Annotated in this window: 25 protein-coding genes and 1 pseudogene; 9 read left to right on the top strand and 17 right to left on the bottom strand. The window is 71.8% G+C overall.

What is annotated here, in order from left to right; translation table 11 throughout:
* Positions 1–67: 67 nt before the first annotated feature.
* A complete protein-coding gene (locus ABT186_RS42825; protein WP_351236612.1) occupies positions 68–283 on the bottom strand; it encodes an I78 family peptidase inhibitor in 216 nt (71 codons plus the stop codon).
* Positions 284–658: 375 nt separating this feature from the next.
* Here ABT186_RS42825 and ctaD point away from each other — a divergent pair, with 375 nt between their 5' ends.
* A complete protein-coding gene (gene ctaD / locus ABT186_RS42820; RefSeq protein WP_351236610.1) occupies positions 659–2,350 on the top strand; it encodes an aa3-type cytochrome oxidase subunit I in 1,692 nt (563 codons plus the stop codon).
* Here the strand turns inward: ctaD and ABT186_RS42815 are convergent.
* From ABT186_RS42815 to ABT186_RS42800, 4 genes are all read right to left on the bottom strand, one after another.
* Positions 2,232–3,269, bottom strand: coding sequence for a helix-turn-helix transcriptional regulator (locus ABT186_RS42815; protein ID WP_351236608.1), 1,038 nt, complete (start codon positions 3,267–3,269; stop codon positions 2,232–2,234). The two genes, ctaD and ABT186_RS42815, sit on opposite strands and share 119 nt — an antisense overlap.
* Positions 3,270–3,349: 80 nt before the next feature.
* A complete protein-coding gene (locus ABT186_RS42810) occupies positions 3,350–3,841 on the bottom strand; it encodes a hypothetical protein (RefSeq protein ID WP_351929747.1) in 492 nt (163 codons plus the stop codon).
* A 214-nt stretch (positions 3,842–4,055) separates the two neighbouring features.
* Positions 4,056–5,336 carry an ABC transporter substrate-binding protein gene (locus ABT186_RS42805; protein ID WP_351236606.1) on the bottom strand — a complete coding sequence of 427 codons (1,281 nt, stop codon included), beginning with the start codon at positions 5,334–5,336 and terminating at the stop codon, positions 4,056–4,058.
* A 6-nt stretch (positions 5,337–5,342) separates the two neighbouring features.
* The gene (locus ABT186_RS42800) at positions 5,343–5,912 is read right to left on the bottom strand and encodes an MTB12 C-terminal domain-containing protein (RefSeq protein WP_351236604.1); all 570 of its coding nucleotides are present in this window, start codon (positions 5,910–5,912) and stop codon (positions 5,343–5,345) included.
* A 120-nt stretch (positions 5,913–6,032) separates the two neighbouring features.
* Here ABT186_RS42800 and ABT186_RS42795 point away from each other — a divergent pair, with 120 nt between their 5' ends.
* From ABT186_RS42795 to ABT186_RS42785, 3 genes are read left to right on the top strand one after another with little or no spacing between them, the layout of a single operon-like run.
* A complete protein-coding gene (locus tag ABT186_RS42795; protein ID WP_351929745.1) occupies positions 6,033–6,515 on the top strand; it encodes a hypothetical protein in 483 nt (160 codons plus the stop codon).
* 13 nt (positions 6,516–6,528) lie between these two features.
* The gene (locus tag ABT186_RS42790; RefSeq protein ID WP_351929743.1) at positions 6,529–9,816 is read left to right on the top strand and encodes an ABC transporter permease subunit; all 3,288 of its coding nucleotides are present in this window, start codon (positions 6,529–6,531) and stop codon (positions 9,814–9,816) included.
* Positions 9,813–10,478, top strand: a complete 666-nt coding sequence (locus ABT186_RS42785; protein ID WP_351236598.1) for an ABC transporter ATP-binding protein — start codon at positions 9,813–9,815, stop codon at positions 10,476–10,478. Before ABT186_RS42790 ends, ABT186_RS42785 begins: the two co-directional genes overlap by 4 nt.
* Positions 10,479–10,518: 40 nt before the next feature.
* Here ABT186_RS42785 and ABT186_RS42780 read toward each other — a convergent pair whose 3' ends face one another.
* Positions 10,519–11,211: a transglycosylase family protein gene (locus ABT186_RS42780; RefSeq protein ID WP_351228116.1), complete on the bottom strand. Its 693-nt coding sequence runs from the start codon at positions 11,209–11,211 to the stop codon at positions 10,519–10,521.
* A 542-nt stretch (positions 11,212–11,753) separates the two neighbouring features.
* On the opposite strand from ABT186_RS42780, the gene ABT186_RS42775 reads away from it, so the two are divergent.
* Positions 11,754–12,527 carry a DUF8842 C-terminal domain-containing protein gene (locus ABT186_RS42775; RefSeq protein ID WP_351228118.1) on the top strand — a complete coding sequence of 258 codons (774 nt, stop codon included), beginning with the start codon at positions 11,754–11,756 and terminating at the stop codon, positions 12,525–12,527.
* A gap of 313 nt (positions 12,528–12,840) precedes the next feature.
* Positions 12,841–13,161: a hypothetical protein gene (locus tag ABT186_RS42770; protein ID WP_351228120.1), complete on the top strand. Its 321-nt coding sequence runs from the start codon at positions 12,841–12,843 to the stop codon at positions 13,159–13,161.
* A gap of 67 nt (positions 13,162–13,228) precedes the next feature.
* Here ABT186_RS42770 and der read toward each other — a convergent pair whose 3' ends face one another.
* From der to aroH, 5 genes are all read right to left on the bottom strand, one after another.
* Positions 13,229–14,707 carry a ribosome biogenesis GTPase Der gene (der, locus tag ABT186_RS42765; RefSeq protein WP_351228122.1) on the bottom strand — a complete coding sequence of 493 codons (1,479 nt, stop codon included), beginning with the start codon at positions 14,705–14,707 and terminating at the stop codon, positions 13,229–13,231.
* A 73-nt stretch (positions 14,708–14,780) separates the two neighbouring features.
* Entirely contained in the window at positions 14,781–15,428 is a 648-nt protein-coding gene (locus tag ABT186_RS42760) for a lysophospholipid acyltransferase family protein (RefSeq protein ID WP_351228124.1), read from the bottom strand.
* A complete protein-coding gene (gene cmk / locus ABT186_RS42755) occupies positions 15,425–16,120 on the bottom strand; it encodes a (d)CMP kinase (RefSeq protein WP_351228126.1) in 696 nt (231 codons plus the stop codon). Before cmk ends, ABT186_RS42760 begins: the two co-directional genes overlap by 4 nt.
* 120 nt (positions 16,121–16,240) lie before the next feature.
* Entirely contained in the window at positions 16,241–17,335 is a 1,095-nt protein-coding gene (locus ABT186_RS42750) for a prephenate dehydrogenase (protein WP_351228128.1), read from the bottom strand.
* Positions 17,332–17,694, bottom strand: a complete 363-nt coding sequence (aroH, locus tag ABT186_RS42745; protein WP_351228130.1) for a chorismate mutase — start codon at positions 17,692–17,694, stop codon at positions 17,332–17,334. The genes ABT186_RS42750 and aroH overlap by 4 nt, the downstream gene beginning before the upstream one ends.
* Positions 17,695–17,884: 190 nt before the next feature.
* Between aroH and ABT186_RS42740 the strand changes: the two genes are divergently transcribed.
* From ABT186_RS42740 to ABT186_RS42730, 3 genes are read left to right on the top strand one after another with little or no spacing between them, the layout of a single operon-like run.
* The gene (locus ABT186_RS42740) at positions 17,885–18,547 is read left to right on the top strand and encodes a hypothetical protein (protein WP_351929741.1); all 663 of its coding nucleotides are present in this window, start codon (positions 17,885–17,887) and stop codon (positions 18,545–18,547) included.
* 25 nt (positions 18,548–18,572) lie between these two features.
* Positions 18,573–19,157: a DUF6529 family protein gene (locus ABT186_RS42735; protein ID WP_351228132.1), complete on the top strand. Its 585-nt coding sequence runs from the start codon at positions 18,573–18,575 to the stop codon at positions 19,155–19,157.
* Positions 19,154–19,576 (top strand): Rieske (2Fe-2S) protein, encoded by a 423-nt coding sequence (locus ABT186_RS42730; protein WP_351228134.1) that lies wholly within the window; start codon positions 19,154–19,156, stop codon positions 19,574–19,576. Before ABT186_RS42735 ends, ABT186_RS42730 begins: the two co-directional genes overlap by 4 nt.
* An 8-nt stretch (positions 19,577–19,584) precedes the next feature.
* Here the strand turns inward: ABT186_RS42730 and ABT186_RS42725 are convergent, their stop codons facing one another.
* From ABT186_RS42725 to ABT186_RS42700, 6 genes and pseudogenes are all read right to left on the bottom strand, one after another.
* On the bottom strand, positions 19,585–20,607 hold the full coding sequence (locus ABT186_RS42725) for an ADP-ribosylglycohydrolase family protein (protein ID WP_351228136.1): 1,023 nt from the start codon (positions 20,605–20,607) through the stop codon (positions 19,585–19,587).
* Complete coding sequence (locus ABT186_RS42720; RefSeq protein ID WP_351228184.1) at positions 20,604–21,323, bottom strand: NUDIX hydrolase; 720 nt, start codon at positions 21,321–21,323, stop codon at positions 20,604–20,606. Before ABT186_RS42720 ends, ABT186_RS42725 begins: the two co-directional genes overlap by 4 nt.
* Positions 21,324–21,442: 119 nt before the next feature.
* Complete coding sequence (locus ABT186_RS42715) at positions 21,443–22,510, bottom strand: pseudouridine synthase (protein ID WP_351228138.1); 1,068 nt, start codon at positions 22,508–22,510, stop codon at positions 21,443–21,445.
* The gene (gene scpB, locus ABT186_RS42710; RefSeq protein WP_351228140.1) at positions 22,510–23,178 is read right to left on the bottom strand and encodes an SMC-Scp complex subunit ScpB; all 669 of its coding nucleotides are present in this window, start codon (positions 23,176–23,178) and stop codon (positions 22,510–22,512) included. The genes ABT186_RS42715 and scpB overlap by 1 nt, the downstream gene beginning before the upstream one ends.
* Positions 23,175–24,143, bottom strand: a complete 969-nt coding sequence (locus tag ABT186_RS42705) for a segregation and condensation protein A (RefSeq protein ID WP_502973500.1) — start codon at positions 24,141–24,143, stop codon at positions 23,175–23,177. Before ABT186_RS42705 ends, scpB begins: the two co-directional genes overlap by 4 nt.
* Before the next feature lie 589 nt (positions 24,144–24,732).
* A pseudogene (locus ABT186_RS42700) lies at positions 24,733–25,049 on the bottom strand (hypothetical protein); the annotation flags it as partial.

Genomic DNA, 25,049 nt, shown 5'->3' with positions numbered 1-25,049 from the left:
TACGCACAGCCACCCCGCGCGACGAAGGCCCCGGCTCATATCGAGCCGGGGCCTTCGTCATGGGCGGTCAGCCCTTCCAGCAGCGCTTGACCCTGCCGCTCGCGACCTCGAAGTTCAGCCGTCCTACGCGGTACTCCATGGTGATGATCGCGCCCGGCGGCAGCGAGCGGACCGTGCTCCAGCCGCGCTCGCGGGCGAGCCGCTCGGCGCGCTGGGCGTCCAGGCCGACGTACGCCTCCGGGGAGTCCTCGGGTTCGGCGCCAGGGGTGGGAATGGGTGCCATGCCGCCACGTTAGGCCGCGGGCCCCCTTCGCGGAAGCCCGGACCGGTCACACCAGTCACGCGTCCCTCTCCGGTCACGCTTCTGTCACAGAATCACGACACCCGTTTCGCCCCAACAGCGTCACACCTTCGAGCGGTTCCGGGACTGCCACGCACCTGGCCGAACGTAATTCGAGGCGGGTTCGACCACCCTGGGAAGGGGTTCCGAATAATCCCGTGGAAAGAGTGCTTCGCAGTTCGTACCAGGCCCATTCCATTTCGATTCCTGGACGCCCGGCGCCACCTGACTCCGCATAAGAAATGCACGACTTCGGCACAGAATCCCCGTAGGCCCGCGGCCGGAGCGCCGCGGGGCGCGGCGAGCGAGGGGCAAGTGATGGGGACGGACACCGCGCAGGCGACCGCGGAAGGTCTGCGGACGGTGCGGCCGGGACGGCTGGTCGTGGACTGGCTGACCACCACCGACCACAAGAAGATCGGCCACCTCTATCTGATCACGTCGTTCGGGTTCTTCCTGGCCGGCGGCGTGATGGCGCTGCTGATGCGTGCCGAACTGGCCCGGCCCGGTCTGCAGATCATGAGCAACACCGAGTACAACCAGCTGTTCACGCTGCACGGCACGATCATGCTGCTGCTGTTCGCGACCCCCACCTTCGCGGGCTTCGCCAACGAGATCATGCCGCTGCAGATCGGCTCGCCCGATGTGGCCTTCCCGCGGCTGAACATGCTGTCGTACTGGCTGTTCCTGTTCGGCGGGCTGATCGTGCTGGGTTCGCTGCTGACCCCGGACGGGGCCGCCGACTTCGGCTGGTTCGCGTACGCCCCGCTCAACAGCATGGAGCACACGCCGGGGGTCGGCGCCGACATGTGGATCATGGGGCTCGCGCTGGCCGGCTTCGGCACGATCCTCGGCTCGGTGAACTTCCTGACGACGATCATCGGGATGCGCGCGCCGGGCATGACGATGTTCCGGTTGCCGATCTTCACCTGGAACACGCTGTTCACGTCGATCCTCGTGCTGATGGCGTTCCCCGTGCTCGCCGCGGCGCTGCTGGTCCTGGAGGCGGACCGGCGGTTCGGCTCGCGGGTGTTCGAGGCGGCCAACGGCGGGGCGCTGCTGTGGCAGCACCTGTTCTGGTTCTTCGGCCATCCCGAGGTCTACATCATCGCGCTGCCGTTCTTCGGGATCATCACGGAGATCATCCCGGTCTTCAGCCGCAAGCCGCTCTTCGGCTATCTGACGCTGGTCGGCGCGACGATGGCCATCACAGGTCTGTCCGTGGTGGTGTGGGCGCACCATATGTTCGCGACGGGCGCGGTGCTGCTGCCGTTCTTCTCCTTCATGACCTTCCTGATCGCGGTGCCGACCGGGGTGAAGTTCTTCAACTGGATCGGCACCATGCTCAAGGGCTCCCTGTCCTTCGAGACGCCGATGCTGTGGGCGACCGGCTTTCTGGTGACGTTCCTGTTCGGCGGGCTGACGGGGGTGATCCTGGCGTCGCCGCCGATGGACTTCCACGTGACCGATTCGTACTTCGTGGTCGCCCACTTCCACTACGTCGTCTTCGGCACCGTCGTCTTCGCGACGTTCGGCGGCTTCTACTTCTGGTGGCCGAAGTTCACCGGGAAGATGCTCGACGAACGAGTGGGCAAGATCCACTTCTGGACGCTGTTCGTCGGCTTCCAGACCACGTTCCTGGTGCAGCACTGGCTGGGCGCGGAGGGCATGCCACGCCGGTACGCCGACTATCTGGCCGCCGACGGCTTCACCGCGCTCAACACCGTCTCATCGATCGGCGCGTTCCTGCTCGGCCTGTCGACACTGCCGTTCCTCTACAACGTCTGGAGGACCGCCAAGTACGGCACCAGGGTCGAGGCCGACGACCCCTGGGGCTTCGGCCGCTCCCTGGAGTGGACGACCTCCTGCCCGCCACCGCGGCACAACTTCCTCACGCTGCCCCGGATCCGCTCCGAGTCCCCGGCGTTCGACCTGCACCATCCCCGGTACGCCGGTCAGGCCCCTCAGCCCGAGCCAAAGCGGCATCAAGCCGGTCACGAGCCGACCTGATGGCCTCGGTCAGCTCGACGGGCTCCAGCACCTCGAACTCGAGGCCCGTCATCATCACGTGAATCACCATCACGTCGAGGTTCGGGGCGCCCGTGCGCATGAGACAGCTGCCCTCGGTCTCCGCCTCCAGGGTCCCGGCCGACGGCGAGATCCGCTCGGCCGCCTCGTGCAGCGGCACCAGCAGCCGTACGACGGCCTGTGCGGCGTACACAGTCCTGGACACTCCCTTGGACACGTACGCGGCCAGGTCATCGGCCGGTGGCGTACGCGGGGTGAAGCGCGGGCCGTGCGGCGGCTTCGGGGTGATGCGGTCGACGCGGAACGTGCGCCAGTCGTCGCGGTCGGTGTCCCAGGCCACCAGATACCAGCGGCGCTCGGTGCACACCAGGCGATGCGGCTCGACCGTACGGCGGGTGGGGGCGCCGCCGTGGTCGCGGTACTCGAAGCGCAGCCGCTCCGCGTCCCGGCACAGATGGGCGAGTTCGGTGAGAACGGCCGGGTCGACGGCGGAGGGCTGGGGGCTGCGCAGCATCGGCACGGTGAACGCGTTGAGGGCGCTCACCCGGCGGCGCAGCCGGTTCGGCAGGACCTGTTCGAGTTTGGTGAGGGCGCGTACGGAGGTCTCGCCGATGCCCTCGATGCCCTGCCCGGCTGCTGTGCGCAGCCCGACCGCCACGGCGACCGCCTCGTCGTCGTCCAGGAGCAGCGGCGGCAGTTCGGCCCCCGCGCCGAGCTGATAGCCGCCGCCGGTGCCCGGGCTGGCGTTGACGGGATAGCCCAGCTCGCGCAGCCGGTCCACATCCCGGCGCACGGTGCGGGGGCTGACGCCGAGCCGTTCGGCGAGGTCGGCTCCGGACCACTCGCGGTGGGCCTGGAGCAGGGACAGCAGGCGCAGCAGTCGTGCCGAGGTCTCCAACATGGTCCCGAGTCTGCCAGCCCTTGGGGACAACCCCTGTCCGCAAGTCCGCAAGTCAGTCGGCAGGCCGTCCGCAGGGACGGTCAGCCCACGGCGCCGACCGTCACCGACAGGTCGTTGTCGACCGTGTAGTACGGCCACGCCTCCACCTCACCGTGCTCCGCCCGCACCACGGCTCTGGGGTAGCGGAAGACAGGCTTCTTGTCCGCGACGTCGTCGAGCAGCCGCGCGATCCCCACCCGCGGCCCCTCCTCCCCCGCCGGGCGCAGCCACAGATCCCAGATGCCGGGGGCGAGCGGCGCGTACGACACGGTGAAGCCGAATTCCGTCTCCTGCGCGGTGACGTCGGCGCGCAGCACGGACTTCGGGCCGCCCCGCTCCCTGACCTCCGCGTAGGCGTCCGCTGCCGGCCCGGTGCAGTAGACCCGGCCGCTCACCCTCAGCTCGCCCTCGTCGATGTGGAGGTCGCCCGCCTCGGCGTGCGGGGCGCGCAGCCAGCTGCGTACGGCGAGGGTGCCCTTCTTGGTCGAGTACGGGATGCGGACGGCGATCCGGGCGGCCGAGTCGCCGGGCACGCGGTCCACGAGGGAGCGCAGGTCATTGATGCCCGGTACCAGGGGGTGTGGCTCGTCGTCGGCGATCTGTGCATACGCGTCCCAGCGGCCCTCGGGCAGGTCGACGCCGCTGGGCAGGGCGACGCGCAGCCGGCCGCCCTCGGCCGGGGTGAGCGGCAGCGCGGCCTCCTCGCCGTCGCGGCGGCGCAGCAGCAGGTGGGCCGGGCCCGCCTCGTCAGGGCTCGTACGCCAGCTGCGGCACGTCGAAGCAGGTGGCGTTCATGTCGCCCTGATCGACCCAGCCCTTGGCGTCCTCCCAGCGTGCCACGGAGAGACAGGTCCTGCGCGTCGTCGGGGGCGCGGCCAGGTGCTCGAACGTGACGGGGATCAGCAGTCCGCCGGCCGTGTACGGCTTTCCGGAGTTCATGAAGCGGTCGACGCACGCGCGCGTGACGTCCGCGCCGCAGGACTTCGCGGCGTCCGTGAACCACATCGCGGCGGCCCAGCCCTCCAGCTGCCACTGGGAGTGTGTCTTCAGGTTCCCGGTCGCGTCCCGGAACTCGCGTACGGCCGCGTCGGCGGTGTCCTCGTAGTTGCGGCTGGAGCCGGTCGCCCACAGGGCGTTGCGGCAGCGCGGGGAGTCCCCGTAGTCCTCGGGGACCGTGGATGTCCAGTTCTGCACATTGGTGACCTTGGCGATGACCTTGGCTCCGACCTGGTCCATGGCCTGGCACAGCTGGGCGTTTCCGTGGGTGTCGAGGGCGTCGAAGACCAGGTCGGCGCCCTGCTGCTTGAGGTCGGCGGCGGCGGCACGGAAGTTCGGCAGGGCGAAGTCGACCTGTTCGGTGACGACCTTGTAGCCCTCGGCCGCAAGGCCCCGCGCCACGAGCCGGGCGTAGGAGGCCGACGCGGACTGGTTGTAGGAGACGACGGCGGCGGTGCGGGCGCCCTGCCGCTGCTTGAAGTAGCGGTAGACCTCGGTGCCCCCGTACAGCTTTCCGCCCCAGCCCACCGTTCCGTTGCGCGGCGCGAGGCTGCCGTAGATGCCGTACAGGTGCGGATAGGTGTCGTAGGCCGCGCCGATGGGCTGGCCGCCGATGTCGGGCACGCCCGCGGCGGACACGCGGGAGGCGCCCGCGTAGTCGAGGGTGGTGGTGGCGACCAGGGCGACGACCTTGTCGTCGTCGATCAGTTGGTGCACGCACTCGTTGTTGCCGACGCCGCTGCCGCCGTCGTCACACGTGTGCACCTCGACCTTGCGTCCGCCGATCCCGCCGCGTGTGTCGAGTCGGTCGAAGTAGGCCTGCGCGCCGTCGCGCGGACCGGTGAACGCGTTCGCGCCGACCGGGCTGGTGGCGCTGGTGATGATCCCGACGCGGATCGGCTCGGCGCTCTGCTGCTGCGGTGGCGTGGAGCGGTGCTCGAAGTCGCTCTCGGGCAGCCGGCTGCCGCAGGCCGTGCTCAGCAGGAGCAGGCCCGCGGCGATGGCCCCGGCCGCCCGGTGGAGTGCGCGCACGGCCGGTCAGCAGCCCGGGGCCGAGCTCGCCGACGCGTTGCCGCTCAGCTGGACCAGCGCGCAGAGGGTACGGTCGGACACCTTCCAGGTGCCTTGCTGCTCAACGGCCGTACCGGACGCGTTCGGCAGGGCGGTGGCGCCCTTCAGGGTCAGCGAGTACGTCACGGTCGCCTGCGACGGGGACGTGAACTCGACCTTCTGGACGGTCGCCTTGACCTGCTGTCCGCGCTGGTCGCCGTTGAAGCTCTGCAGCACCGGACCCATCGTGTCGCCGTTCTCGAGGACGGCCGCCTTGTCCTTCAGGGAGACGGACGGATCGAAGAACTTCTGCCAGTTCTCCGTGATCTGCTTCCCGGCCGCCGCCGGATCCGCCGGGGCGGTCGGACTGGGTTGCGCGCTGGTCGGCTTCTCGACCGAGGGGGTCGGCGGGTTGCTGCTCCCGCCGCCGCTCTCGTCGCTGCACGCGCCGAGGAGCGGGCCCAGGAGCAGGACGGCGACCGCCGCCCATGCCGGCGCCCGTCCGGGGCCGCGCCCCTTGTTGCTGTTCCCCCGCCTGAGGTCGCTCCCGAGAACCATCTGGCTCACCACCGGGTGTCCGACCGGGCCAAGTGCGCCCGGAGCTTTCAGGGTCAGCTTCCAGGAGGCATAGTGCAAGCCATCGGCTGACATGGACAGACACGTGACGTGGGAGCCGCCATGCGGACTGCTCGACTGCGGACTGTGCATCCCGCCCTCTGGGCCGGGTGGGCCGCGCTCGCCGCGGGCGCGGTGCTTTGCGTCATCGGCTGGTACGGCATCTCCGGCGAGCGGTACGCGGAGCGCCAACTGCCCTATCTGGCCTCCTGTACCGTGCCGGGCGCCGCGCTGATCATCGCCGGGTCGGTGCTCCTCACCCACGGCAGGAACGCGCTCGCCGCCGCGCGCGTGGAAGAGTTGTACGCGCTCCTGGTGGCCGCCGAGCCCGCCGACGCCGACGAGTCCGGGCAGACCGCGGCCGTGCCGGTCGCCACCAGCGGGAAGCTGCTGATGGTGCCGGGCGGCACGCTGTGGCACCGCGCGGACTGCCCGTTGGTGGCCGGCAAGTCCGAGGCCGTGCCGGTGGACTCGCGGGTGCTGGCGAGCGGGCAGTTGGAACCGTGCCCGATCTGCGAGCCGCCCGCGGACGGTCGCGACGACTGAGGGCGGACGGCTGATGGACTCGCTCACGTACGACCTCGCTGTCGCCGGTCTCTCGGTCGGCAGCGCCGCCGCGCTCACCGGGATCGGGCTGGTGGTCACGTACCGGGCGACGGGGGTGCTGAACTTCGCGCACGGGGCGATCGCGATGCTGTGCGCGTATGTGCTGCGGCAGTTCACGGTGGAGTGGGGCCGGCCGCTCTGGCTGGGCGCGGCGGCCACGCTGCTGGTCGTGGCGCCGGGCATCGGCGTGGTGCTGGAACGCTTCGTCTTCCGCCCCCTCTCCGTGCTCGGCAGCGATCCGGCGCAGACGCTGGTCGCGTCCATCGGCGTGTTCGTGCTGCTGGTAGGCGGGGCGGTGCTGGTGTGGGGACCGGGGGCGCGCGCGGACGTGCCGACCCTGGTGTCGGCGGATCCCTGGGGGCAGTTGGCCGTCGTGCTGGTCCTGGCCGCCGGCATCGGAGCGGTGACGCGCTGGACGCGCTTCGGGCGGGAGCTGCGGGCGGTGGTCGACGACCGGTCGCTGGCCGTTCTCGGCGGCATCGACGCGGACCGGGTGGCCGCCGCGGGCTGGGCGTTCGGTTCGTTCACGGCGGGGCTGACGGGCGTGCTGCTCGCACCGTACGTGCGCCTCGACCCGTACGGCATGTCGCTGCTGGTGATGGAGGTGGTGGCGGTCGCCGTGGCCGCCCGGATGCGGAGCCTCACGATGGCGGTCGTGGTGGCGCTGGGCATCGGCGTCGCCCAGAGCCAGCTGACGCGGCTGCACCCGTCGGGCTGGGGCGAACCGTTGCTGCAGGCGGTCGGCGCGAACCTGTTCGTGGTGGCGCTGCTCGTCGCCGCCCTCGTACTGCCCGGCGTCGGCACGCGCGACGCCCTGCCGCGCACCGCGACGGCCCGCGTGCCGACGCCGCCCGGGGCCTGGATCGTGGCCGTGGTCCTCTTCCTCCTGCCGCTCGGCTTCGCGGGCTCGGACCTGCACACGTCGGTCCAGGTGCCGGCGCTGGCCGTGGTGCTGCTGTCCCTGGTCGTGGTCACCGGCCGCGGCGGCCAGATCTCGCTCGGGCAGGCGGCGTACGCGGGCCTGGGCGCGCTGTTCACGGCGCTGCTCGCGGCGGGCCGCTTCCCGGGGTTGCCGCGCCTTCCGGAACTGGCGGCGCTCGTCGTGGCGGTGGTCCTGGTCGCTCCTCTGGGTCTGCTGACCGGCTGGCCCGCGATCAGCCGCCAGGGCCTGGCGCTGGCGCTGGCGACGTTCGCAGTGGGCGTCGGGGTGAGCCGCTTCGTGTTCGCGCAGCCGTATGCGACGTCCGGCCTGTCGCTCGGCCGCCCGGCGGGCTTCGACGGGGACCGTGCGTACTACGTTCTGGAACTGGTCCTGCTGGCGGGCGCCTTGCTGACGGCGGGCGCATTGCGGCGGGGCCGCACGGGCCGGGCGCTGGCGGCCATGCGGGACCATGAGTCGGGGGCTTCGGCGGCGGGCGTGCAGGTCCCGTCCCTCAAACTGCTCGCCTTCGTCGCGGGAGCGGCGCTGGCCGCGCTCGGCGGTGGCATGCTCGGCATGGGACTGCGGGCCTTCGACCCGGGGGTGTACGACCCGGTCCGCGGCCTGCTGTGGTTCGCCGCGGTGGTGGTACTGGGCGCGGACAGCCCGCTCGGCGCCCTGGCCGCCGCGGCCCTGCTGGTCGGCCTCGACGCGGGAGCGCGCGGCGGGGTGGCGGCGGCCCTGATCGGCCTTCTGGCCGCATTCGTCGGCCGCTTCCCCGGCGGGCCGTACGAGGCCCTGCGCAGGACAGCTCAACGACTTCGGCTGCACCGCCGGGCGACGCTCAGGCCGTTGGGGGCACAGGTGAGGAGGAGCCTGCGGCAGGCGGGCGCACCGAGTCCGGCAGCCGCGGGACCGACAGGACCGACAGGACCGACGACGATGGCGCGCCTGGGAGCCGGTGCGGTGGAGCGAGCGGGGGCTGGTGCCGCGGGACACGCACAAACCGGAGCGCCAAACCCAGCGGGCGCCGGTCCTGCCGGACGAGTACAAACCAGCGCGACGGACCCGGCAGGAGCCGGAGCGGCCGGACACGCACAAACCGGAGCGCCAGGCCGGACAGGAGCCGGAGCGGCCGGACGCGCACAAACCGGAGCGGTGGATCGGGCGCAGTCCGGCGCGGCGGACCGGGCAGGGGCCAGTGCGGCAGGACACACACAAACCGGCACGGCAGACCGGACAGGAGCCGACGCGGCAGGACACACACAAACCGGAGCGCCAGGCCGGACAGGAGCCGGAGCGGCCGGACGCGCACAAACCGGCACGGCAGACCGCACAGGAGCCGGAGCGGCAGGACACACACAAACCGGCACGGCAGACCGGGCAGAAGCCGATGCGGCGGGACGGGTACGGATGGGTGCGCGGGACCGCGTGCGTGCTGGTGAGGTGGAGCGCGCGCAGAACGGCGTGGCCGAAGGGGCACCCACGGGTCCGTCCGACCGCGCGGGAACCGGAGCAACGGCGGCCGAGCGGAGCCGGACCGGCGCGGCTGACAGCGTGAAGACAGGGGCGCCGCGGCACACCCGGGCCCACGCGGCCGACCAGTCGCGAACCGGCGCAGCCGACCGGGCAGGAGCCCCCCTCCTCACCGCCCGCCGTCTCCTCGTCCGCTACGACGGCTTCACCGCTCTCGCCGGTGTAGATCTCGACGTCCTGCCCGGCACGGTCACCGCCGTCGTCGGGCCCAACGGGGCCGGGAAAAGCACCCTGTTCCACTGCCTCGCCGGGACCGTGCGCCCAGCGCGCGGGCAGGTGCGGTTCGGTGAGCGGGACATCACCCGGCTGGCCGCGCACGCCCGCACCCGGCTCGGCATCGCCCGGACCTTTCAGCAACTGGCGGTTTTCCCCTCCTTGACCGTGGCCGAAAACGTAAGCGTCGGCGCCGAACAGGGGCGGCTCACCGACCCGGCGGCCGTGGAGCGGTCCCTGCGCCTGCTCGGGCTCGACGGGCCCGTACGGGCGCTGCCCGCGGCCGGGCTGCCGACGGGCACCCTCCGACGGGTCGAACTGGCCCGGGCGCTCGCCGGAAGCCCCCGCGTGCTGTTGCTCGACGAACCCGCCGCCGGGCTCGACTCCGCCGAGGTCGCCGTCCTGGCCCGGCTGCTGCGGGCCCTCGCCGCGGACGGCGCGGCCCTGCTCGTCGTGGAGCACGACCTCGACCTCGTGGCCGATCTCGCCGATGTCGTGCATGTGATGACCGCGGGCCGCATCGTCGCCTCCGGGCCCGCCGACCGCGTACTCGCGAGCGAGGCCGGAGCATGAACGTCGCCCTGCGCCACGCGCGCGTGCGTTACGGCCCCCTGGAGGCCCTCCACGGCGTCACACTGGTGGCCCCCGGCCCAGGTCTGACCGTCCTGCTGGGCCGCAACGGCTCCGGCCGTACGACCGCGCTGCGCGCCCTCGCCGGTACCGTGCCGCTCTCCGGCGGGGCAGTGGTCTGGGACGGGGCCGACGTGACCCGCGTACCCGCGTTCGAGCGGGCGCGGCGAGGGATGTGCCTGGTCCCTGAGCGGCAGGCGGTGTTCGGCTCCCTGACGGTCCGCGAGAACCTGGAACTGGCCGCGCGGGACGTCGCCCCGGCCCTCGACGCCTATCCGCAGCTGAGGCCGCTGCTCCCCCGTCGCGCCGGCACGCTCTCCGGCGGCGAGCAACGCATGCTCGCCCTGTCCCGCGCCCTGCTGGCACGCGCGCGCGTGGTACTCGTCGACGAGCCGGCCCAGGGCATGTCGCCGGCGGTCGCGGCCCGTACGTACGAGCTGCTCGCCGGCCTCGACGCCTGTGTGGTCCTCGCCGAACAGCGGCTGCCGCCCCGGCTGAGGGCGGCGCCGACGGGCCGTACCGTCCTGGTCCACGAACTGCGCCGCGGCACGGTCGCATTCAGCGGGGAGGCGGCGGAACTCGCACCGAATCGCCTCGGGCCCTGACGTCCATGCGCGACGTCAGGGCCCGAAGGAGGGAGCGAGGTCAGAGTGCGAGCCGCTGCCCGGGCATGATCAGGTCGGGGTTGCCGCCGATGACCGCCTTGTTGCGCTCGTACAACTTCTGCCAGGTGGTCCCGTGCCGCTCGGCGATACCGCTGAGCGTGTCACCGCTGCGGACCGTGTAGTCGCCGCGCGACGCATCGCGACTCGTCTGTCCCGTCGAGCGCTCAGGCGCCTGCGACTGCTGCTTCGACGTCTCCTTCGACGTCTGCTTCGACGGGGCGGACCTGGTGGTGGCGGAGGCCGAGGACGAGTGGGACGACGAGTTCGTGGCCGTCCCGGCGCCGGACGCCGCCGGCGCGCTTCCGTAGGCTCCGGCACGCGCCGAGCAGACGGGCCATGCGCCCCATCCCTGCGCGTGCTGCACCTTGGTGGCGACGGCGATCTGTGCCTCCCTGGAGGCCTGGCCGGCGGTCGGGGCGTAGGCCGTGCCGCCGTACGCGCGCCAGGTGCCGGCGGAGAACTGCAGTCCTCCGTAGTAGCCGTTGCCGGTGTTGATGTGCCAGTTCCCGCCGCTCTCGCACTGGGCGATGCGGTCCCACACTCCGCCGTCGGCCGCCGCGGCGTTGCCGGTCGCGGCGAGCACTCCGAGCGGGGCGAGCAGGATCGCGCCGGCGAGGACCGCCGTGGTACGCGTCGTACGAGCCTTACGGGTGTTATCGGCACATTCAGACATGTAATTCCCTCTCCACAGACCCGAGGTCCCCCAAGGCGGGGCGCGTCGGCCCGCGTATGGATCGCGGTCGTCGCGCTCCGCCCCGTCCACCGGAGGTGGTGCTGCGCGCCGGCTGTGCGGCGCGGCCGGTGGACGTACCCGGGCGGTGCTCGTTGCACACGGCCGAGGAATCTATGCAGGTCGCCCGCCGATCATCAACCAACTCCTTGTCATTCCAGGCCAGTTCGCCGTTACCCGAGGTATCGGCAATTTTCGGCCACCCAATTCATTCACTGATTTCCGGATTTGTCGACCAGGCGGGGCGCCGATCTGTGAGCCACTTCACGGAACCAACTTCCTTTGACCTCACGGAAGTTGGCTTGGAGTGACGGATTCCGCACACATGCTCACCCTGCGCGCCGGATGGTTCGATTCCGTTCGCTCTCGAGCGTGACTCCGGCCACAGATCGCCCGTTGTCTTCTTCATGAGCCGGGGACCCCCCGGGCTCATGGGCCGGGAGCCACCCGGCACCGCCACGCACCGCATCCCGAGGGAGCCACCCGTGCCGCGCATGCTCGACGTCAGCGACGCCGTACGCGCCGAGATCGGCGACGAAGAAGCCGACCGGCTGCTCGCCGGAGAGAACGCCCCGGGCAGTTACGACTGCACCTCCTGCCGCACCCCGGGCGACTCCGAGCAGGAGCGCACCAGCACCGTCCTGTTCATCGGCGAGGAGACGGCGGTCCTCGCCTTCGCCCACGCCACCTGCCTGCCCTCCCAGGTCGTCCAGGTCACCGAGGAGCAACTGCAGGGCGCCGTCCGCTCCATCACTGCCGAGGCGGGGGTCTCCAGGGCCGTCCCCGAGCAGGCGGTGCTGGGCGTCACCAGCGGACTCGTCCTGATCGCCGGGGAGTTGCACCCGGCGCTCGTCGTGGAACCGACCGCGCCCATCGTGCGCCCGGGCACGACGGGTATCGGCGACGACTTCCTGCCCCTGCTCATCGAGCAGGGCTTCATGCCGCTGACCGAGATCACGGCGGTACCGCCCGTGCTGCACGGCTGGTCGGTGCTGCTCGCCATGGGACAGCTGCACGCCGTGCTGCAGCCCGGCACGAACGGCGGGCAGCCGGTCGCCTGGTGGCAGGCGCACCAGCCGCTCCAGGTCACCGAAGGGTGGCGGGCCGCGGCCAACAAGCACCAGCAGGTGCTGATGTTCGCGGCGCCGGTGGGGTCGATCGGCCGCCAGCCACGGGAGGATCTGCTGCGGGATGCGCTGGACAAGGCGGCGGCCAACGGCAAGCTTGTGGCTGCCGCCTTGCCTCTGGCGGGTACGTGACCGGGGTTCGTTCGTCGGCTGCGGGACGGCTGTGGGGTTGCGCAGTTCCCCGTGCCCCCGTCAAGGTCGTTCGCCGGCTGCAGCCCGCCTGTGGCTGGTCGCGCCCACGTGGCGGAGCCGCACATTGTCACAGCCCCGCGCCCCTTACCGGGCGCTCCCCGTACCGCCTGCCGGAGCACGTTACCTGACGAAGCGGACTAATCGACCGCATCCCTTGGGCGGCGGGGTCGTTGGCACCTACGTGCATGCATATGACGTCCCCCGCCGCCAGTCCTATGAGCCGGCTCCCTCCGGGAGAGCGGGACAGGACCTTTTGGACGGCTCATCGGCCACGCCGATCTATGACGCGCTCTACTCCGAGTACCTCAGGTCCTTCCGGGCGTACCCGGGTGACCGCAGCGGCGAGGAGGACCTTGGCTTCATCGCCTTCGCCAACTCCACGCACCACTCGGGTTCGTACGATGCCGGGACGTATGGCACACGCCCCGGCACCTCCCACCATGCGACCGGCCACCTGGCCGCCCAGCAGGGTCACACGGCCACGGCGGCCACCGTCTGGCAGCAGGTGGCACGGCACGCCCGGGGGATGCACCCCGTCGCGGCGCTGCCGCCCGCACCACGCCGGGGGCTGTGAGCAGGATGCCGAAGGGGCGGCCCCGCCATGGAGGCCGCCCCTTTCCCGTAGCCCGGTGACCCTTACGTCACTTCTTCCTGCCGCGCTTCTCACGCACGCGGACGGAGAGGTGGATCGGGGCTCCCTCGAAGCCGAACTCCTCGCGCAGCCGCCGCTCGATGAACCGGCGGTAGCCCGCCTCGATGAAGCCGGAGGCGAAGAGCACGAACCGCGGGGGCTTGGTGCCCGCCTGGGTGCCGAAGAGGATGCGCGGCTGCTTGCCGCCGCGGACAGGGTGCGGGTGCGCGGAGACCAGTTCGCCGAGGAAGGCGTTGAGGCGGCCCGTGGGAACACGGGTCTCCCAGCCCTCCAGGGCCGTCTCGATCGCCGGGACCAGCTTCTCCATGTGCCGGCCGGTGTGCGCCGAGACGTTCACCCGGGGCGCCCAGGCGACCTGGCCGAGCTCGGTCTCGATCTCCCGCTCCAGGTAGTAGCGACGCTCCTCGTCGAGGGTGTCCCACTTGTTGTAGGCGATGACGAGCGCACGGCCCGCCTCCACCGCCATGGTGATGATGCGCTGGTCCTGGACCGAGATGGAATCGGAGGCGTCGATCAGCACGACGGCGACCTCCGCCTTCTCGACGGCGGCCGCGGTGCGCAGCGACGCGTAGTAGTCCGCGCCCTGCTGGAGGTGGACCCGCTTGCGGATGCCCGCCGTGTCGACGAACTTCCAGGTCTTGCCGCCGAGTTCGATCAGCTCGTCGACCGGGTCGCGGGTGGTCCCGGCGAGTTCGTTGACGACGACGCGCTCCTCGCCCGCGACCTTGTTCAGCAGGGAGGACTTGCCGACGTTGGGGCGGCCGATCAGGGCGATGCGGCGCGGGCCGCCGACCGCGGTGCCGAAGGACTGGGCGGGCGTCTCGGGCAGGGCCTCCAGAACGGCGTCCAGCATGTCGCCGGTGCCGCGGCCGTGGAGGGCCGAGACGGGGTACGGCTCGCCGAGACCGAGGTTCCACAGGTATGCCGCGTCGGCCTCGCCGCTCGGGCCGTCGACCTTGTTCGCGGCCAGCACCACGGGCTTGCCGGCCTTGCGCAGCAGACGTACGACCGCCTCGTCGGTGTCGGTCGCGCCGACCTTGGCGTCGACGACGAAGACGACGGCGTCGGCCGCCTCGATCGCGTACTCGGCCTGCGCGGCCACGGACGCGTCGATGCCGAGGACGTCCTGCTCCCAGCCGCCGGTGTCGACGACCTTGAAGCGGCGACCTGCCCACTCGGCCTCGTAAGTGACGCGGTCGCGGGTGACCCCGGGCTTGTCCTCGACGACCGCCTCGCGGCGGCCGATGATGCGGTTCACCAGGGTCGACTTGCCGACATTGGGGCGGCCTACGACGGCGAGCACGGGCAGCGGGCCGTGTCCGGCCTCCTCGATGGCGCCCTCGACGTCCTCGAGGTCGAAGCCCTCTTCCGCGGCGAGCTCCATGAACTCCGCGTACTCGGCGTCGCCGAGCGCCCCGTGCTCGTACTCGTGCTCGGCCGAGCCGTCGGGCTGGATCTGGTCGTTCATGAAGTCCGTACCTCGTTCATCGTGGTGATCGGTGGATCACCACACCTGCGGTGATCCACTACTCAAGTGTCGCTCAGCGCCCGGTAAGGCGCCTTGCGTTTTCCAGGTGCACGGTGAGCTGCTTCTGGATGCGCACGGTCGCCTCGTCCAGCGCCTTGCGTGTACGCCGCCCGGTTCCGTCGCCCGCCTCGAACGGATCCCCGAAGACGACGTCGACACGGCTGCGCAACGGAGGCAGCCCCTTGATCAACCGCCCGCGCCGCTCGGAACTTCCCAGCACCGCGACCGGCACGATCGGTGCCGCGCTGCGGACCGCGAAGTACGCGAGCCCGGCGCGCAGGGAGGCGAAGTCGCCCTCGCCGCGGGTGCCCTCCGGGAAGATCCCGAGGACTCCGCCGTTCTCCAGCACGCTCAACGCCCGGGTGATCGCCGTGCGGTCGGTGGACTCGCGGTCCACCTTCAGCTGGCCGATGCCGCGCAGGAAGGGGTCGAGCGGGCCGACGAACGCCTCCTTCTTGATCAGGAAGTGCGTCGGCCGGGGCGCCACGCCCATGACCATCGGGCCGTCGATGTTGTGGGAGTGGTTGACCGCGAGGATCACCGGGCCGGTCGCGGGCACCTTCCAGGCCCCGAGCACGCGCGGCTTCCACAGCCCGTACATCAGGCCGACGCCGATGCGCCGCCCGACCTCGGCGCCCCCTACCGATGGAGCCTCGGTCACTTCCCCGCCCGCTTCTCCTCGACGAGGGTGACCACGCACTCGATGACCTGCTGCAGGGTGAGGTCGGTGGTGTCCACCTCGACCGCGTCGTCCGCCTTCGCGAGCGGCGAGGTCTTGCGGTTGGAGTCGGCCGCGTCCCGCTTGATCAGCGCCTCGCGGGTGGCGTGCAGGTCCGCGCCCTTCAGCTCACCGGTGCGGCGGGCGGCGCGCGCCTCCGGGGAGGCGGTGAGGAAGATCTTCAGGTCGGCGTCGGGCAGCACGGTGGTGCCGATGTCGCGGCCCTCGACGACGATGCCGTTCTCCGCGGAGGCGGCCAGCGAGCGCTGCAGCTCGGTGATCCTGGCCCGCACCTCGGGCACCGCGCTGACCGCGCTCACCTTGGAGGAGACCTCCTGGGTACGGATCGGGCCGGAGACGTCCGTGCCGTCCACGGTGATCGTGGGTGCCGAGGGGTCCGTGCCGGAGACGATCTCCGGCTTGCCCGCCACCGCCGCGATCGCCGTGGGGTCCGTTATGTCGATGCCGTTGTTCACCATCCACCAGGTGATCGCCCGGTACTGGGCGCCGGTGTCCAGGTAGCTCAGCCCCAGCTGCGCTGCCACGGCCTTCGAGGTGCTCGACTTGCCCGTGCCGGCGGGGCCGTCGATGGCGACAATCACTGCCGGGGCGGTCCGGGCGGCGCCGTTTTCCACAGGGGGACACCTTCCTGGTGCGGGGTGGTGGGTGTGTGGCGGGACGCGGGGCGCCCCGCACAAGGTTACTGGGTGCGGGTCACTCGTCCGGCCGCGCGTGAGCCCGCCGCCCACCACCCGCTACTGCCGGATCGCCCAGCCCCGCTCCCGCAGCGCCGCAGTCAGCACGGGCGCCGCCTTCGGCTCCACCGTCAGCTGGACCAGACCCGCCTGCTGCCCGGTCGCGTGCTCGATGCGTACGTCCTCGATGTTGACGCCCGCCCTGCCCGCGTCCGCGAAGATACGGGCCAGCTGGCCCGGCTGGTCGTCGATCAGCACCGCCACGACCTCGTAGACCCGCGGCGCGGTCCCGTGCTTGCCCGGCACCCGAACCTGGCCGGCGTTGCCGCGGCGCAGCACATTCTCGATGCCGTCGGCGCCCTCGCGCCGCTTGGCCTCGTCGGAGGACTGAAGGGCGCGCAGGGCCCGTACGGTCTCGTCGAGGTCGGCGGCTACGTCGGAGAGCAGGTCGGCGACCGGACCCGGGTTCGCGGACAGGATGTCGATCCACATCCGGGGGTCGGAGGCCGCGATCCGGGTCACGTCCCGGATGCCCTGCCCGCACAGCCGTACGGCCGCCTCCTCCGCGTGCTCCAGACGCGCGGCGACCATGCTGGAGACCAAGTGGGGCATGTGGGAGACGAGCGCGACGGCCCGGTCGTGGGCGTCGGCGTCCATGACGACCGGCACGGCCCGGCAGTGCGAGATCAGCTCCAGGGCGAGGTTCAGCACCTCGGTGTCGGTGTCCCGGGTCGGGGTCAGCACCCAGGGGCGGCCCTCGAAGAGGTCGCCGCTTGCCGCCAGCGGGCCGGACTTCTCACGGCCCGACATGGGGTGGGTGCCGATGTACCTCAGCAGCAGCTCCGGGGCGAGGCCGAGCGCCTCCAGTTCGCGGCGCGGGCCGCCCTTGACACTGGCCACGTCGAGGTAGCCGCGACCGAGACCGCTCCGCATGGCGTCGGCTAGCACCCCGGCCACATGCGCGGGCGGGGCAGCTACGAGCACCAGGTCGACGGGCCCCTGGGGCGGCTCGTCGGTGCCGGCGCCGAGCGCGGCAGCCGTTCGGGCCTGCTCGGGGTCGTGGTCGGCGAGGTGCACGGTGACCCCGCGCGCGGCGAGCGCCAGGGCCGCCGACGTGCCGATCAGCCCCGTACCTATGACGAGTGCGGTCCTCACTGGGCGATGTCCTTGCGGAGAGCGGCCGCGGCGCCGAGGTAGACGTGCGCGATGTCGGTGCGCGGCTTGTCGGATTCGATGTGGGCGAGGATGCGGACGACCCGGGGCATGGCACCCTCGATGTCCAGCTCCTGGGCGCAGATCAGCGGGACGTCGACGATGCCGATCTTGCGGGCGGCGGCCGCCGGGAAGTCGCTGTGCAGGTCGGGCGTCGCGGTGAACCAGATGCTGATCAGGTCGTCGGTGGTGAGGTCGTTCCGCTCCAGGATGGCGGTGAGCAGAGCCCCGACCTGCTCGTCCATGTGTGCGGCCTCGTCCCGTTCGAGTTGGACGGCGCCCCGGACCGCTCGTACCGCCACGGTGTTGCTCCTCGCTGATCTACGGAAACGTGTGGTCACACCAGCGTAGTCAGCCCGGAACACAGGGGTGCGCGGCGCCCGTCTGACGAGACGGTGCCGCGAGGGGGTGAGAACACCTCCGTGCGCCTCTGGACGCCGGGGCCCCGGTCCGCTCTGATGGGCAGCAGGCTCGCCTCGGGGGGAGGCCCTCATGAAACGCCCCGGACCCCTGCTCACCCTTCTGGCGGGACTGCTGTTCGCCCTGTTCCTGCTGGCGCTGGACGCGACGACGGGGACGAAGAGCACGTCCTCCTACCAGGAGGGGTCCCCGTCCGCCTCGGCGTCGTCCGCGAGTCCGAGGTCCTCGTCCACCACTCCCCCGCCGAGCCCGTCCCCGTCGACCAGCCCGGTGCCCGACGCCGAGTACGCGGGGCGCACGGACGACGGCTCCGCCGCGGTCGCCGTCTCCCTGCGCGGCGGCCGGGCGATCGCGTACTTCTGCGACGGCAGGAACAAGGAGTCGTGGCTGAAGGGCGACGTCGGGGCCGACGGCACCATGAAGCTCACCGGGCGGCAGGGCGCGGAGCTCGACGGCACGCTCGCGGGCAAGCGGATCCGCGGAACCGTCGACGTGGGCGGGGAGCGCCATGGCTTCACCGCGGACAAGGCGCTCAAGCCGTCGGGGCTGTACCGCGCGACCGCCGCCGTGCGCGGTGCGAGGTTCGTCGGCGGATGGATCGTCCTCCCGGGCGGCAGGCAGGTCGGTATCGTCGACCGCGACGGCACGCCCTCGGCGGCGCCCTCGATCGTTCCCGCGACCGGTGCGGTGACGGTCGACGGACAGCAGCTCACGGCCCGCCCAGTGACCCCCTGACCCCTCTTCTGCCGGGAGCCGTCCCATGACCGTGGACCCCAATGCCGCCACCCAGGGTTTCCCTTCCCCGCAGCCCCCGCACCGGCGTCCCGCTGCGGCCCGCTTCGTCGTCCCCACGCTGGTCGCGGCCGCGGTCGCGGTCGCACTCGGCGTGTACGGGCGGGTGCACGACCCGGCCGGGACCGCCTTCAACCTGGCCGGCTTCAGCAGTACGGGCGCGGTGAAGTCGTGGCTCGCGACGACCGCGTTCCTCTTCGCGCTCGTCCAGCTCGTCTCGGCGTTCATGGTGTACGGGAAGCTGCCGGGCCCTGGCTGGGCGCCGGTGCTGCACCGCTGGTCCGGGCGGGTGGCGTTCCTGGTTGCGGTGCCGGTCGCGGTGCACTGCCTGTACGCGCTGGGCTATCAGACGTACTCGACGCGCGCGTTGTGGCACTCGCTCCTGGGCTGCTTCTTCTTCGGGACATTCAGTGCCAAAATGCTCCTGCTTCGCACGGAGCGCCTGCCCGGCTGGCTGCTGCCGTTCGTCGGCGGGCTCGTCTTCACCGTGCTCACCGCCATCTGGCTGACCTCAGCGCTCTGGTTCTTCCGCACGTTCGGGGTGACGACATGACAAACCACTCGACGCGGCGCACGGTTCTCGTGACCGGCGCGGCTGTGCTCATGGCCGGGTGCAGCAACTACGGCAGCGGCGGCCGGAGCAGCAGCTCCGCGACGCCGCCCACGTCCAGCGACGCACCCGGCGGCCAGGAGCTGGCGAAGACGAGCGAGATCCCGGTGGGCGGCGGCAAGGTCTTCGCGGAGCAGAATGTCGTGGTGACCCAGCCGACGAAGGGCGACTTCAAGGCCTTCTCGGCGATCTGCACCCACCAGGGATGCACGGTGAACGCCGTCGCGGACGGCACCATCGACTGCGCTTGCCACGGCAGCAAGTACCACATCGCGGACGCCTCGGTCGCACACGGCCCGGCGACGCGCCCGCTGCCCGCGGAGCAGATCACGGTGAAGGGCGACTCGATCCGCCTGGGGTGAACGGCCCGTCAGGCGTCCCAGAGCGCCCCGAGGGCCTGCAGCTCGCTTCCGTACTCGATCCGGTCCGCCCACTCCCGCGGCCAGACCTCGGCACCGAGGTGGGCACCCGCGAAGGCGCCCGCCAGGCAGGCGATCGAGTCCGAGTCACCGGAGGTGCAGGCTGCCCGGCGCAGCACGGTGACCGGCTCGTCGGGGAAGAGCAGGAAGCACAGCAGACCGGTGGCGAGGGCCTCCTCCGCGATCCATCCCTCGCCCGTCGCCAGACAGGGGTCGGTCTCGGGCGACACGGTCCTTGCGGCCTCCTGGAGGCGTTCGAGGACCTCCAGGCACTCGTCCCAGCCGCGCGCGATGAAGTGCTCCGGCGTGGGGTCCTGGGCGTGGGTCCACAGGTCGCCGAGCCACTGCTCGTGGTAGCGGGTGCGGTTCTCGTACGCGTACGACCGCAGCAGCCCGACCAGGCCCGTCGGGTCCGCGCCCTGCGCGAGCAGACGTATGGCGTGGGCGGTCAGGTCGGACGCGGCGAGCGCCGTGGGGTGGCCGTGGGTGAGCGCGGCCTGCAACTGGGCGGCCCCGGCCCGCTGTTCGTCACTCAGCCCCGGTACGAGCCCGACCGGCGCCACACGCATGTTGGCCCCGCAGCCCTTGGAGCCGATCTGGCTGGCCTGCTGCCAGGGGCGGCTCTCGTCCTCCAGCCGGTTGCAGGCCACCAGGCAGGTCCGGCCGGGCGCCCGGTTGTTCTCCGGGGACCGGTACCAGTCGACGAACTCCTCACGGACCGGCCGTTCCATCCGCTTCGGCGCCAGCACCCCGCGGTCCATGGCCGTCCGCAGCCCGCGCCCGAGTGCCAGCGTCATCTGTGTGTCGTCGGTGACGATGGCCGGCCTCGGCAGCTCCATCTCCCGCCACGGCCCGCATTTGGCGAGAATCGACGGCACGTCGTTGAACTCGGTCGGGAAGCCGAGCGCATCGCCGAGGGCGAGTCCGAGCAGGGATCCGGTGGCGGCTTGCCTGGCGAGGTCCGAGGTGGTCATGAAGGCCGTCCTTCCATGGCGGGGCGGAGCAGGGGCGGGTGCAGGGCGGTGGCGCCGCCCGCGCGGTAGAGCGCGGCCGGCTTGCCGCGGCCGCCGGTCAGCCGGGCGGCGCCCGGGACCGGTTCGACGAAGCCTGGAGTGGCGAGGACCTTGCGCCGGAAGTTGGGCCGGTCGAGCGCGGTGCCCCATACGGTCTCGTACACCTGCTGCAGCTCGCCCAGCGTGAACTCGGGCGGACAGAAGGCCGTGGCGAGACAGGTGTACTCGAGCTTGGCGCCGACGCGTTCGTGGGCGTCGGCGACGATCCGGTCGTGGTCGAAGGCGAGCGGTCCCGCGGTGTCGTACGGCAGCCAGCACGCCTGCGCCGCGTCGCCTCCGCCGTGCGGTTCGGGAGGGTCCGGGAGCAGTGCGGCGAAGGCGACGGACACGACCCGCATCCGCGGGTCGCGGCCGGGGTCGCTGTAGGTCCGCAGCTGCTCCAGATGCAGCCCCGAGACGTCCGCGAGGCCGGTCTCCTCGGCGAGTTCGCGTCGTGCCGCGTCCTCGGCGGACTCGTCGGGCAGCACAAAGCCGCCGGGGAGCGCCCAGCGGCCCGCATACGGCTCCTGGCCGCGCTCGACGAGCAGTACCTGGAGCGCGCCCGCGCGGATGGTGAGGACGGCGAGGTCGACGGTGACGGCGAAGGGCTCGAAGGCGTATTTGTCGTAGCCCTGCACTGCCCCCACCCCCTTAATAGTCGCCCTGACTATAAACAGTCCCGATGGCCGCGCACAAGCCGCGCACAAGAAGACGGCCGGTTCCGGAGCGATCCGGGACCGGCCGTCGCAGCCGTGGCCTAGAGGTCGACCTCGCGCATCAGCATGCCGACCTCCGTGTTCGACAGCCGGCGCAGCCAGCCCGACTTCTGGTCGCCGAGGGTGATCGGGCCGAAGGCGACCCGCACCAGCTTGTCGACCGGGAAGCCGGCCTCCGCCAGCATGCGGCGCACGATGTGCTTGCGGCCCTCGTGCAGGGTCACCTCGACGAGGTAGTTCTTGCCGGTCTGCTCGACCACCCGGAAGTGGTCCGCACGCGCGTACCCGTCCTCCAGCTGGATTCCGTCCTTGAGCTTCTTGCCCAGGTCACGCGGGATCGGGCCGACGATATGCGCCAGATAGGTCTTCTTGACGCCGTACTTGGGGTGGGTCAGCCGGTGCGCCAGCTCGCCGTGGTTGGTGAGCAGGATGACGCCCTCGGTCTCGGTGTCGAGCCGGCCGACGTGGAAGAGCCGGGTCTCGCGGTTGGTGACGTAGTCGCCGAGGCACTGGCGGCCCTCCGGGTCCTCCATGGTGGAGACGACACCGGCGGGCTTGTTCAGCGAGAAGAACTGGTACGACTGCGTGGCGACGGTCAGGCCGTCGACCTTGATCTCGTCGTTCTCCGGGTCGACCCGGAGCCCCTGCTCGGTGACGATCTCGCCGTTGACCTCGACCCGGGCCTGCTCGATCAGCTCCTCGCAGGCCCGCCGGGAGCCGTAGCCGGCCCGCGCGAGCACCTTCTGGAGCCGCTCGCCCTCCTGCTCGGCGCCCGGGAAGGTCTTGGGCAGCTTGATGTCCTTCTTGCCCGCGTACCGCTCCCGGTTGCGCTCCTCGGCCCGCGCCTCGTACTCGCGGGAGCGCCCGGGGGCCGTACGGCCCTGTCCGCGTTGCTGGGACTGCTTGGGGCTGCCCTTGGCGCCGCCGCGCGCGGAGCCGCCGCGCCCGGACTTGGGGCCGTCCTGGGAGGCGCCGGGGCCGACGTCGTAGCGGCGCTCCTCGGGGCGGGGCTTGCGGGGGCGGCCCTGCCCCTGCTTCTGGTCCCTGTCGTTGCCGGCACCGCGGTAGTTACCGCGCCCGCCGCTCTTGCCGCTGCCGCTGCTTCGCATCAAAGTTCCGTCGTCGTCGTGTGATCGTCGTCTGTGCCCGGGGCGTCATCGGGAGCATCCGGGTCGAACGACGGTACGCCCTCCTGGGTCTCGGCCTCGATCGCCTCCGCCTCGGGGAGGAAGGGCGCGAGCTCCGGAAGCTCGTCCAGGCCGCGCAGGCCCATCCGCTCCAGGAAGTAGTTCGTCGTCCTGTACAGGATCGCACCTGTTTCGGGTTCCGTGCCCGCCTCCTCGACCAGACCGCGCTGGAGGAGGGTGCGCATGACCCCGTCGCAGTTCACCCCGCGGACCGCCGAGACGCGGCTGCGGCTGACCGGCTGACGGTACGCGACCACCGCCAGGGTCTCCAGCGCGGCCTGGGTGAGCCGGGCCTGCTGCCCGTCGAGCACGAAGCGCTCCACGGCCGGGGCGTAGGCGGCCCGGGTGTAGAAGCGCCAGCCGCCCGCGACGAAGCGCAGCTCGAAGCCGCGCCCCTGCACGGTGTAGTCGTCGGCGAGCTCCCGCAGGGCGTCGGCGATCTGCCGCCGGGGCCGCTCCAGGATCTTCGCGAGGTGTTCCTCGGTGGCGGGCTCGTCCACGACCATGAGAACGGCCTCCAGGGCGGGCTTGAGGTCGAGGTCGGCGACGGTGTTCAGCCCCGCCGGAACGTCGATCGTCTCCTCGCTCACGACTTCTTCTCCTCCTTGGGCTCCTCGGGCGGCCTGTCGAACTCGTCCGTGACCACCGGTGTCTCGTCCCCGTCCCCGCCGGTCCAGCGCACCGTCAGCTCGCCGAGGGCGGCCTCCTGCTCCAGCGCCACGGCCTTCTCGCGGTACAGCTCCAGCAGCGCGAGGAAGCGCGCGACGACGGTGAGGGTGTCGTCGGTGTCCTCCACCAGCGCACGGAAGGTGGCCTCACCGAGCTCCCGCAGCCGCGCCACGACGATCCCCGCCTGCTCCTGCACGGACACCAGCGGGGCGTGGATGTGGTCGACGTAGACCTGCGGCTTGGGCTTGGGCTGCATCGCCTTGACGGCCAGCTTGGCGAACCCCTCGGGTCCGATGCTGATGACCACCTCGGGCAGCAGCTCGGCGTGCTGGGGTTCGAGGCCGACGGTACGGGGGTAACGCCGGGCCTCTTCCTCGGTGCGCCGGTTGAAGATCTCGGCGATCTGTTTGTAGGCGCGGTACTGGAGGAGCCGCGCGAACAGCAGGTCCCGGGCTTCGAGCAGCGCGAGGTCGGCCTCGTCCTCGACCTCGGCGGCGGGCAGCAGCCGCGCCGCCTTGAGGTCGAGCAGCGTCGCGGCGACGACGAGGAACTCGGTCGTCTGGTCGAGGTCCCAGTCCGGCCCCATGGCCCGGATGTGCGCCATGAACTCGTCGGTCACCTTGGACAGCGCGACTTCGGTGACGTCGAGTTTGTGCTTCGAGATCAGCTGGAGGAGCAGATCGAAGGGCCCTTCGAAGTTGGCCAGCCGCACCTTGAAGACGCCGTCGGCGGGCTCCGAAGCGTCCTGGGGCTCGGCACGGGAGCCCGGCGCAGCGGTCCGGGTGCCAGGATTCGGCTCGGCCTCCGGGGAAGGGCGCACCGGCTCGGCAACCGATAGCCGGCTCGGCCCGGCCTCGTCGCTCCGGGGGACGGCGGCCACGGACATGTCGGAGGCGGATCCCGGTCCGGCGGTCACGCCGGCGGACTCGGCACGGGGCCCGGCCGCCGCCCCCGGGTCGGTGCGCATGCCGCGCTCCTCGAACGCCCCTTCCCGTCCGGGTCCGGACCGATCCCCGACGGACCCCTGGGATGCGGCCTGCGAACCGGCTTCGAAATCCCCGAACCCGGCGTCCGGCTCGGAGCCAACGGCAGACGGTGCTCCGTCGGCCTCGCCGTCGCAAACACCCGCTCCGCGCAGCGCGACGGGCTCCTCGAACGCCCCCTCCGGTCCGGGTCCCGACCCATCCCCGGCCAGGGGTCCAACCGCCGACGGCTCCTCGGATGCGGGCTGCGAACCGGCTTCAAAATCCCCGAACCCGGCGCCGGGCTCGGAGCCAACGGCAGACGGTGCTCCGTCGGCCTCGCCGTCGCAAGCACCCGCTCCACGCAGCGCGACGGGCTCCTCCTCCGCCACAGGCGCGACCGGCGCGGCTCCTGGCCCACGGCCCAGCGCACGCCGACGACCGCCGAAGCCGGAGGAACCGGTAGCGGGAGCGGAGCCGTCGTACGAGGTCATAGCCGTCGCAGGCTACCGCTTACCGCCCCCGAAGCCGACGTACGAGGATGCTGGCGTCCCCCCGGGACTCCAGATCCGCCAGGACCACGGCGACAGCCTCCCGCACGATCCGCCCGCGGTCGACCGCGAGCCCGTGCTCGCCCCGAAGCACGAGACGCGCGTGCTCGAGGTCCATCAGCTCCTCCGCGGACACGTACACGGTGATCTTCTCGTCGTGCCGTTCCCGCCCGCTGGGCCGCCGCCCCGCCGCACGCCCCCGCTTGCGCGGCTGGGCCGCGGCGGAACCGGCCGAACCTTCCTGCGCCGCCTGGCGCCGCGCGGGCCGCTCCGCGGTCG

Source organism: Streptomyces sp. NPDC001634 (genome assembly GCF_040298185.1).
GTDB lineage: Bacteria > Actinomycetota > Actinomycetes > Streptomycetales > Streptomycetaceae > Streptomyces.
Note: the sequence above shows the minus strand (reverse complement) of the source record. Positions and strands in the feature narration are given on the sequence as shown.

What these genes read in the sequence shown, in the direction of transcription:
- ABT186_RS42825 (WP_351236612.1), bottom strand. Translation starts at nt 283, where the DNA reads ATGGCACCCATTCCCACCCCTGGCGCCGAACCCGAGGACTCCCCGGAG.
- ctaD (WP_351236610.1), top strand. Translation starts at nt 659, where the DNA reads ATGGGGACGGACACCGCGCAGGCGACCGCGGAAGGTCTGCGGACGGTG.
- ABT186_RS42815 (WP_351236608.1), bottom strand. Translation starts at nt 3,269, where the DNA reads ATGTTGGAGACCTCGGCACGACTGCTGCGCCTGCTGTCCCTGCTCCAG.
- ABT186_RS42800 (WP_351236604.1), bottom strand. Translation starts at nt 5,912, where the DNA reads ATGGTTCTCGGGAGCGACCTCAGGCGGGGGAACAGCAACAAGGGGCGC.
- ABT186_RS42795 (WP_351929745.1), top strand. Translation starts at nt 6,033, where the DNA reads ATGCGGACTGCTCGACTGCGGACTGTGCATCCCGCCCTCTGGGCCGGG.
- ABT186_RS42790 (WP_351929743.1), top strand. Translation starts at nt 6,529, where the DNA reads ATGGACTCGCTCACGTACGACCTCGCTGTCGCCGGTCTCTCGGTCGGC.
- ABT186_RS42785 (WP_351236598.1), top strand. Translation starts at nt 9,813, where the DNA reads ATGAACGTCGCCCTGCGCCACGCGCGCGTGCGTTACGGCCCCCTGGAG.
- ABT186_RS42780 (WP_351228116.1), bottom strand. Translation starts at nt 11,211, where the DNA reads ATGTCTGAATGTGCCGATAACACCCGTAAGGCTCGTACGACGCGTACC.
- der (WP_351228122.1), bottom strand. Translation starts at nt 14,707, where the DNA reads ATGAACGACCAGATCCAGCCCGACGGCTCGGCCGAGCACGAGTACGAG.
- ABT186_RS42740 (WP_351929741.1), top strand. Translation starts at nt 17,885, where the DNA reads ATGAAACGCCCCGGACCCCTGCTCACCCTTCTGGCGGGACTGCTGTTC.
- ABT186_RS42735 (WP_351228132.1), top strand. Translation starts at nt 18,573, where the DNA reads ATGACCGTGGACCCCAATGCCGCCACCCAGGGTTTCCCTTCCCCGCAG.
- ABT186_RS42730 (WP_351228134.1), top strand. Translation starts at nt 19,154, where the DNA reads ATGACAAACCACTCGACGCGGCGCACGGTTCTCGTGACCGGCGCGGCT.
- ABT186_RS42725 (WP_351228136.1), bottom strand. Translation starts at nt 20,607, where the DNA reads ATGACCACCTCGGACCTCGCCAGGCAAGCCGCCACCGGATCCCTGCTC.
- ABT186_RS42715 (WP_351228138.1), bottom strand. Translation starts at nt 22,510, where the DNA reads ATGCGAAGCAGCGGCAGCGGCAAGAGCGGCGGGCGCGGTAACTACCGC.
- ABT186_RS42705 (WP_502973500.1), bottom strand. Translation starts at nt 24,143, where the DNA reads ATGTCCGTGGCCGCCGTCCCCCGGAGCGACGAGGCCGGGCCGAGCCGG.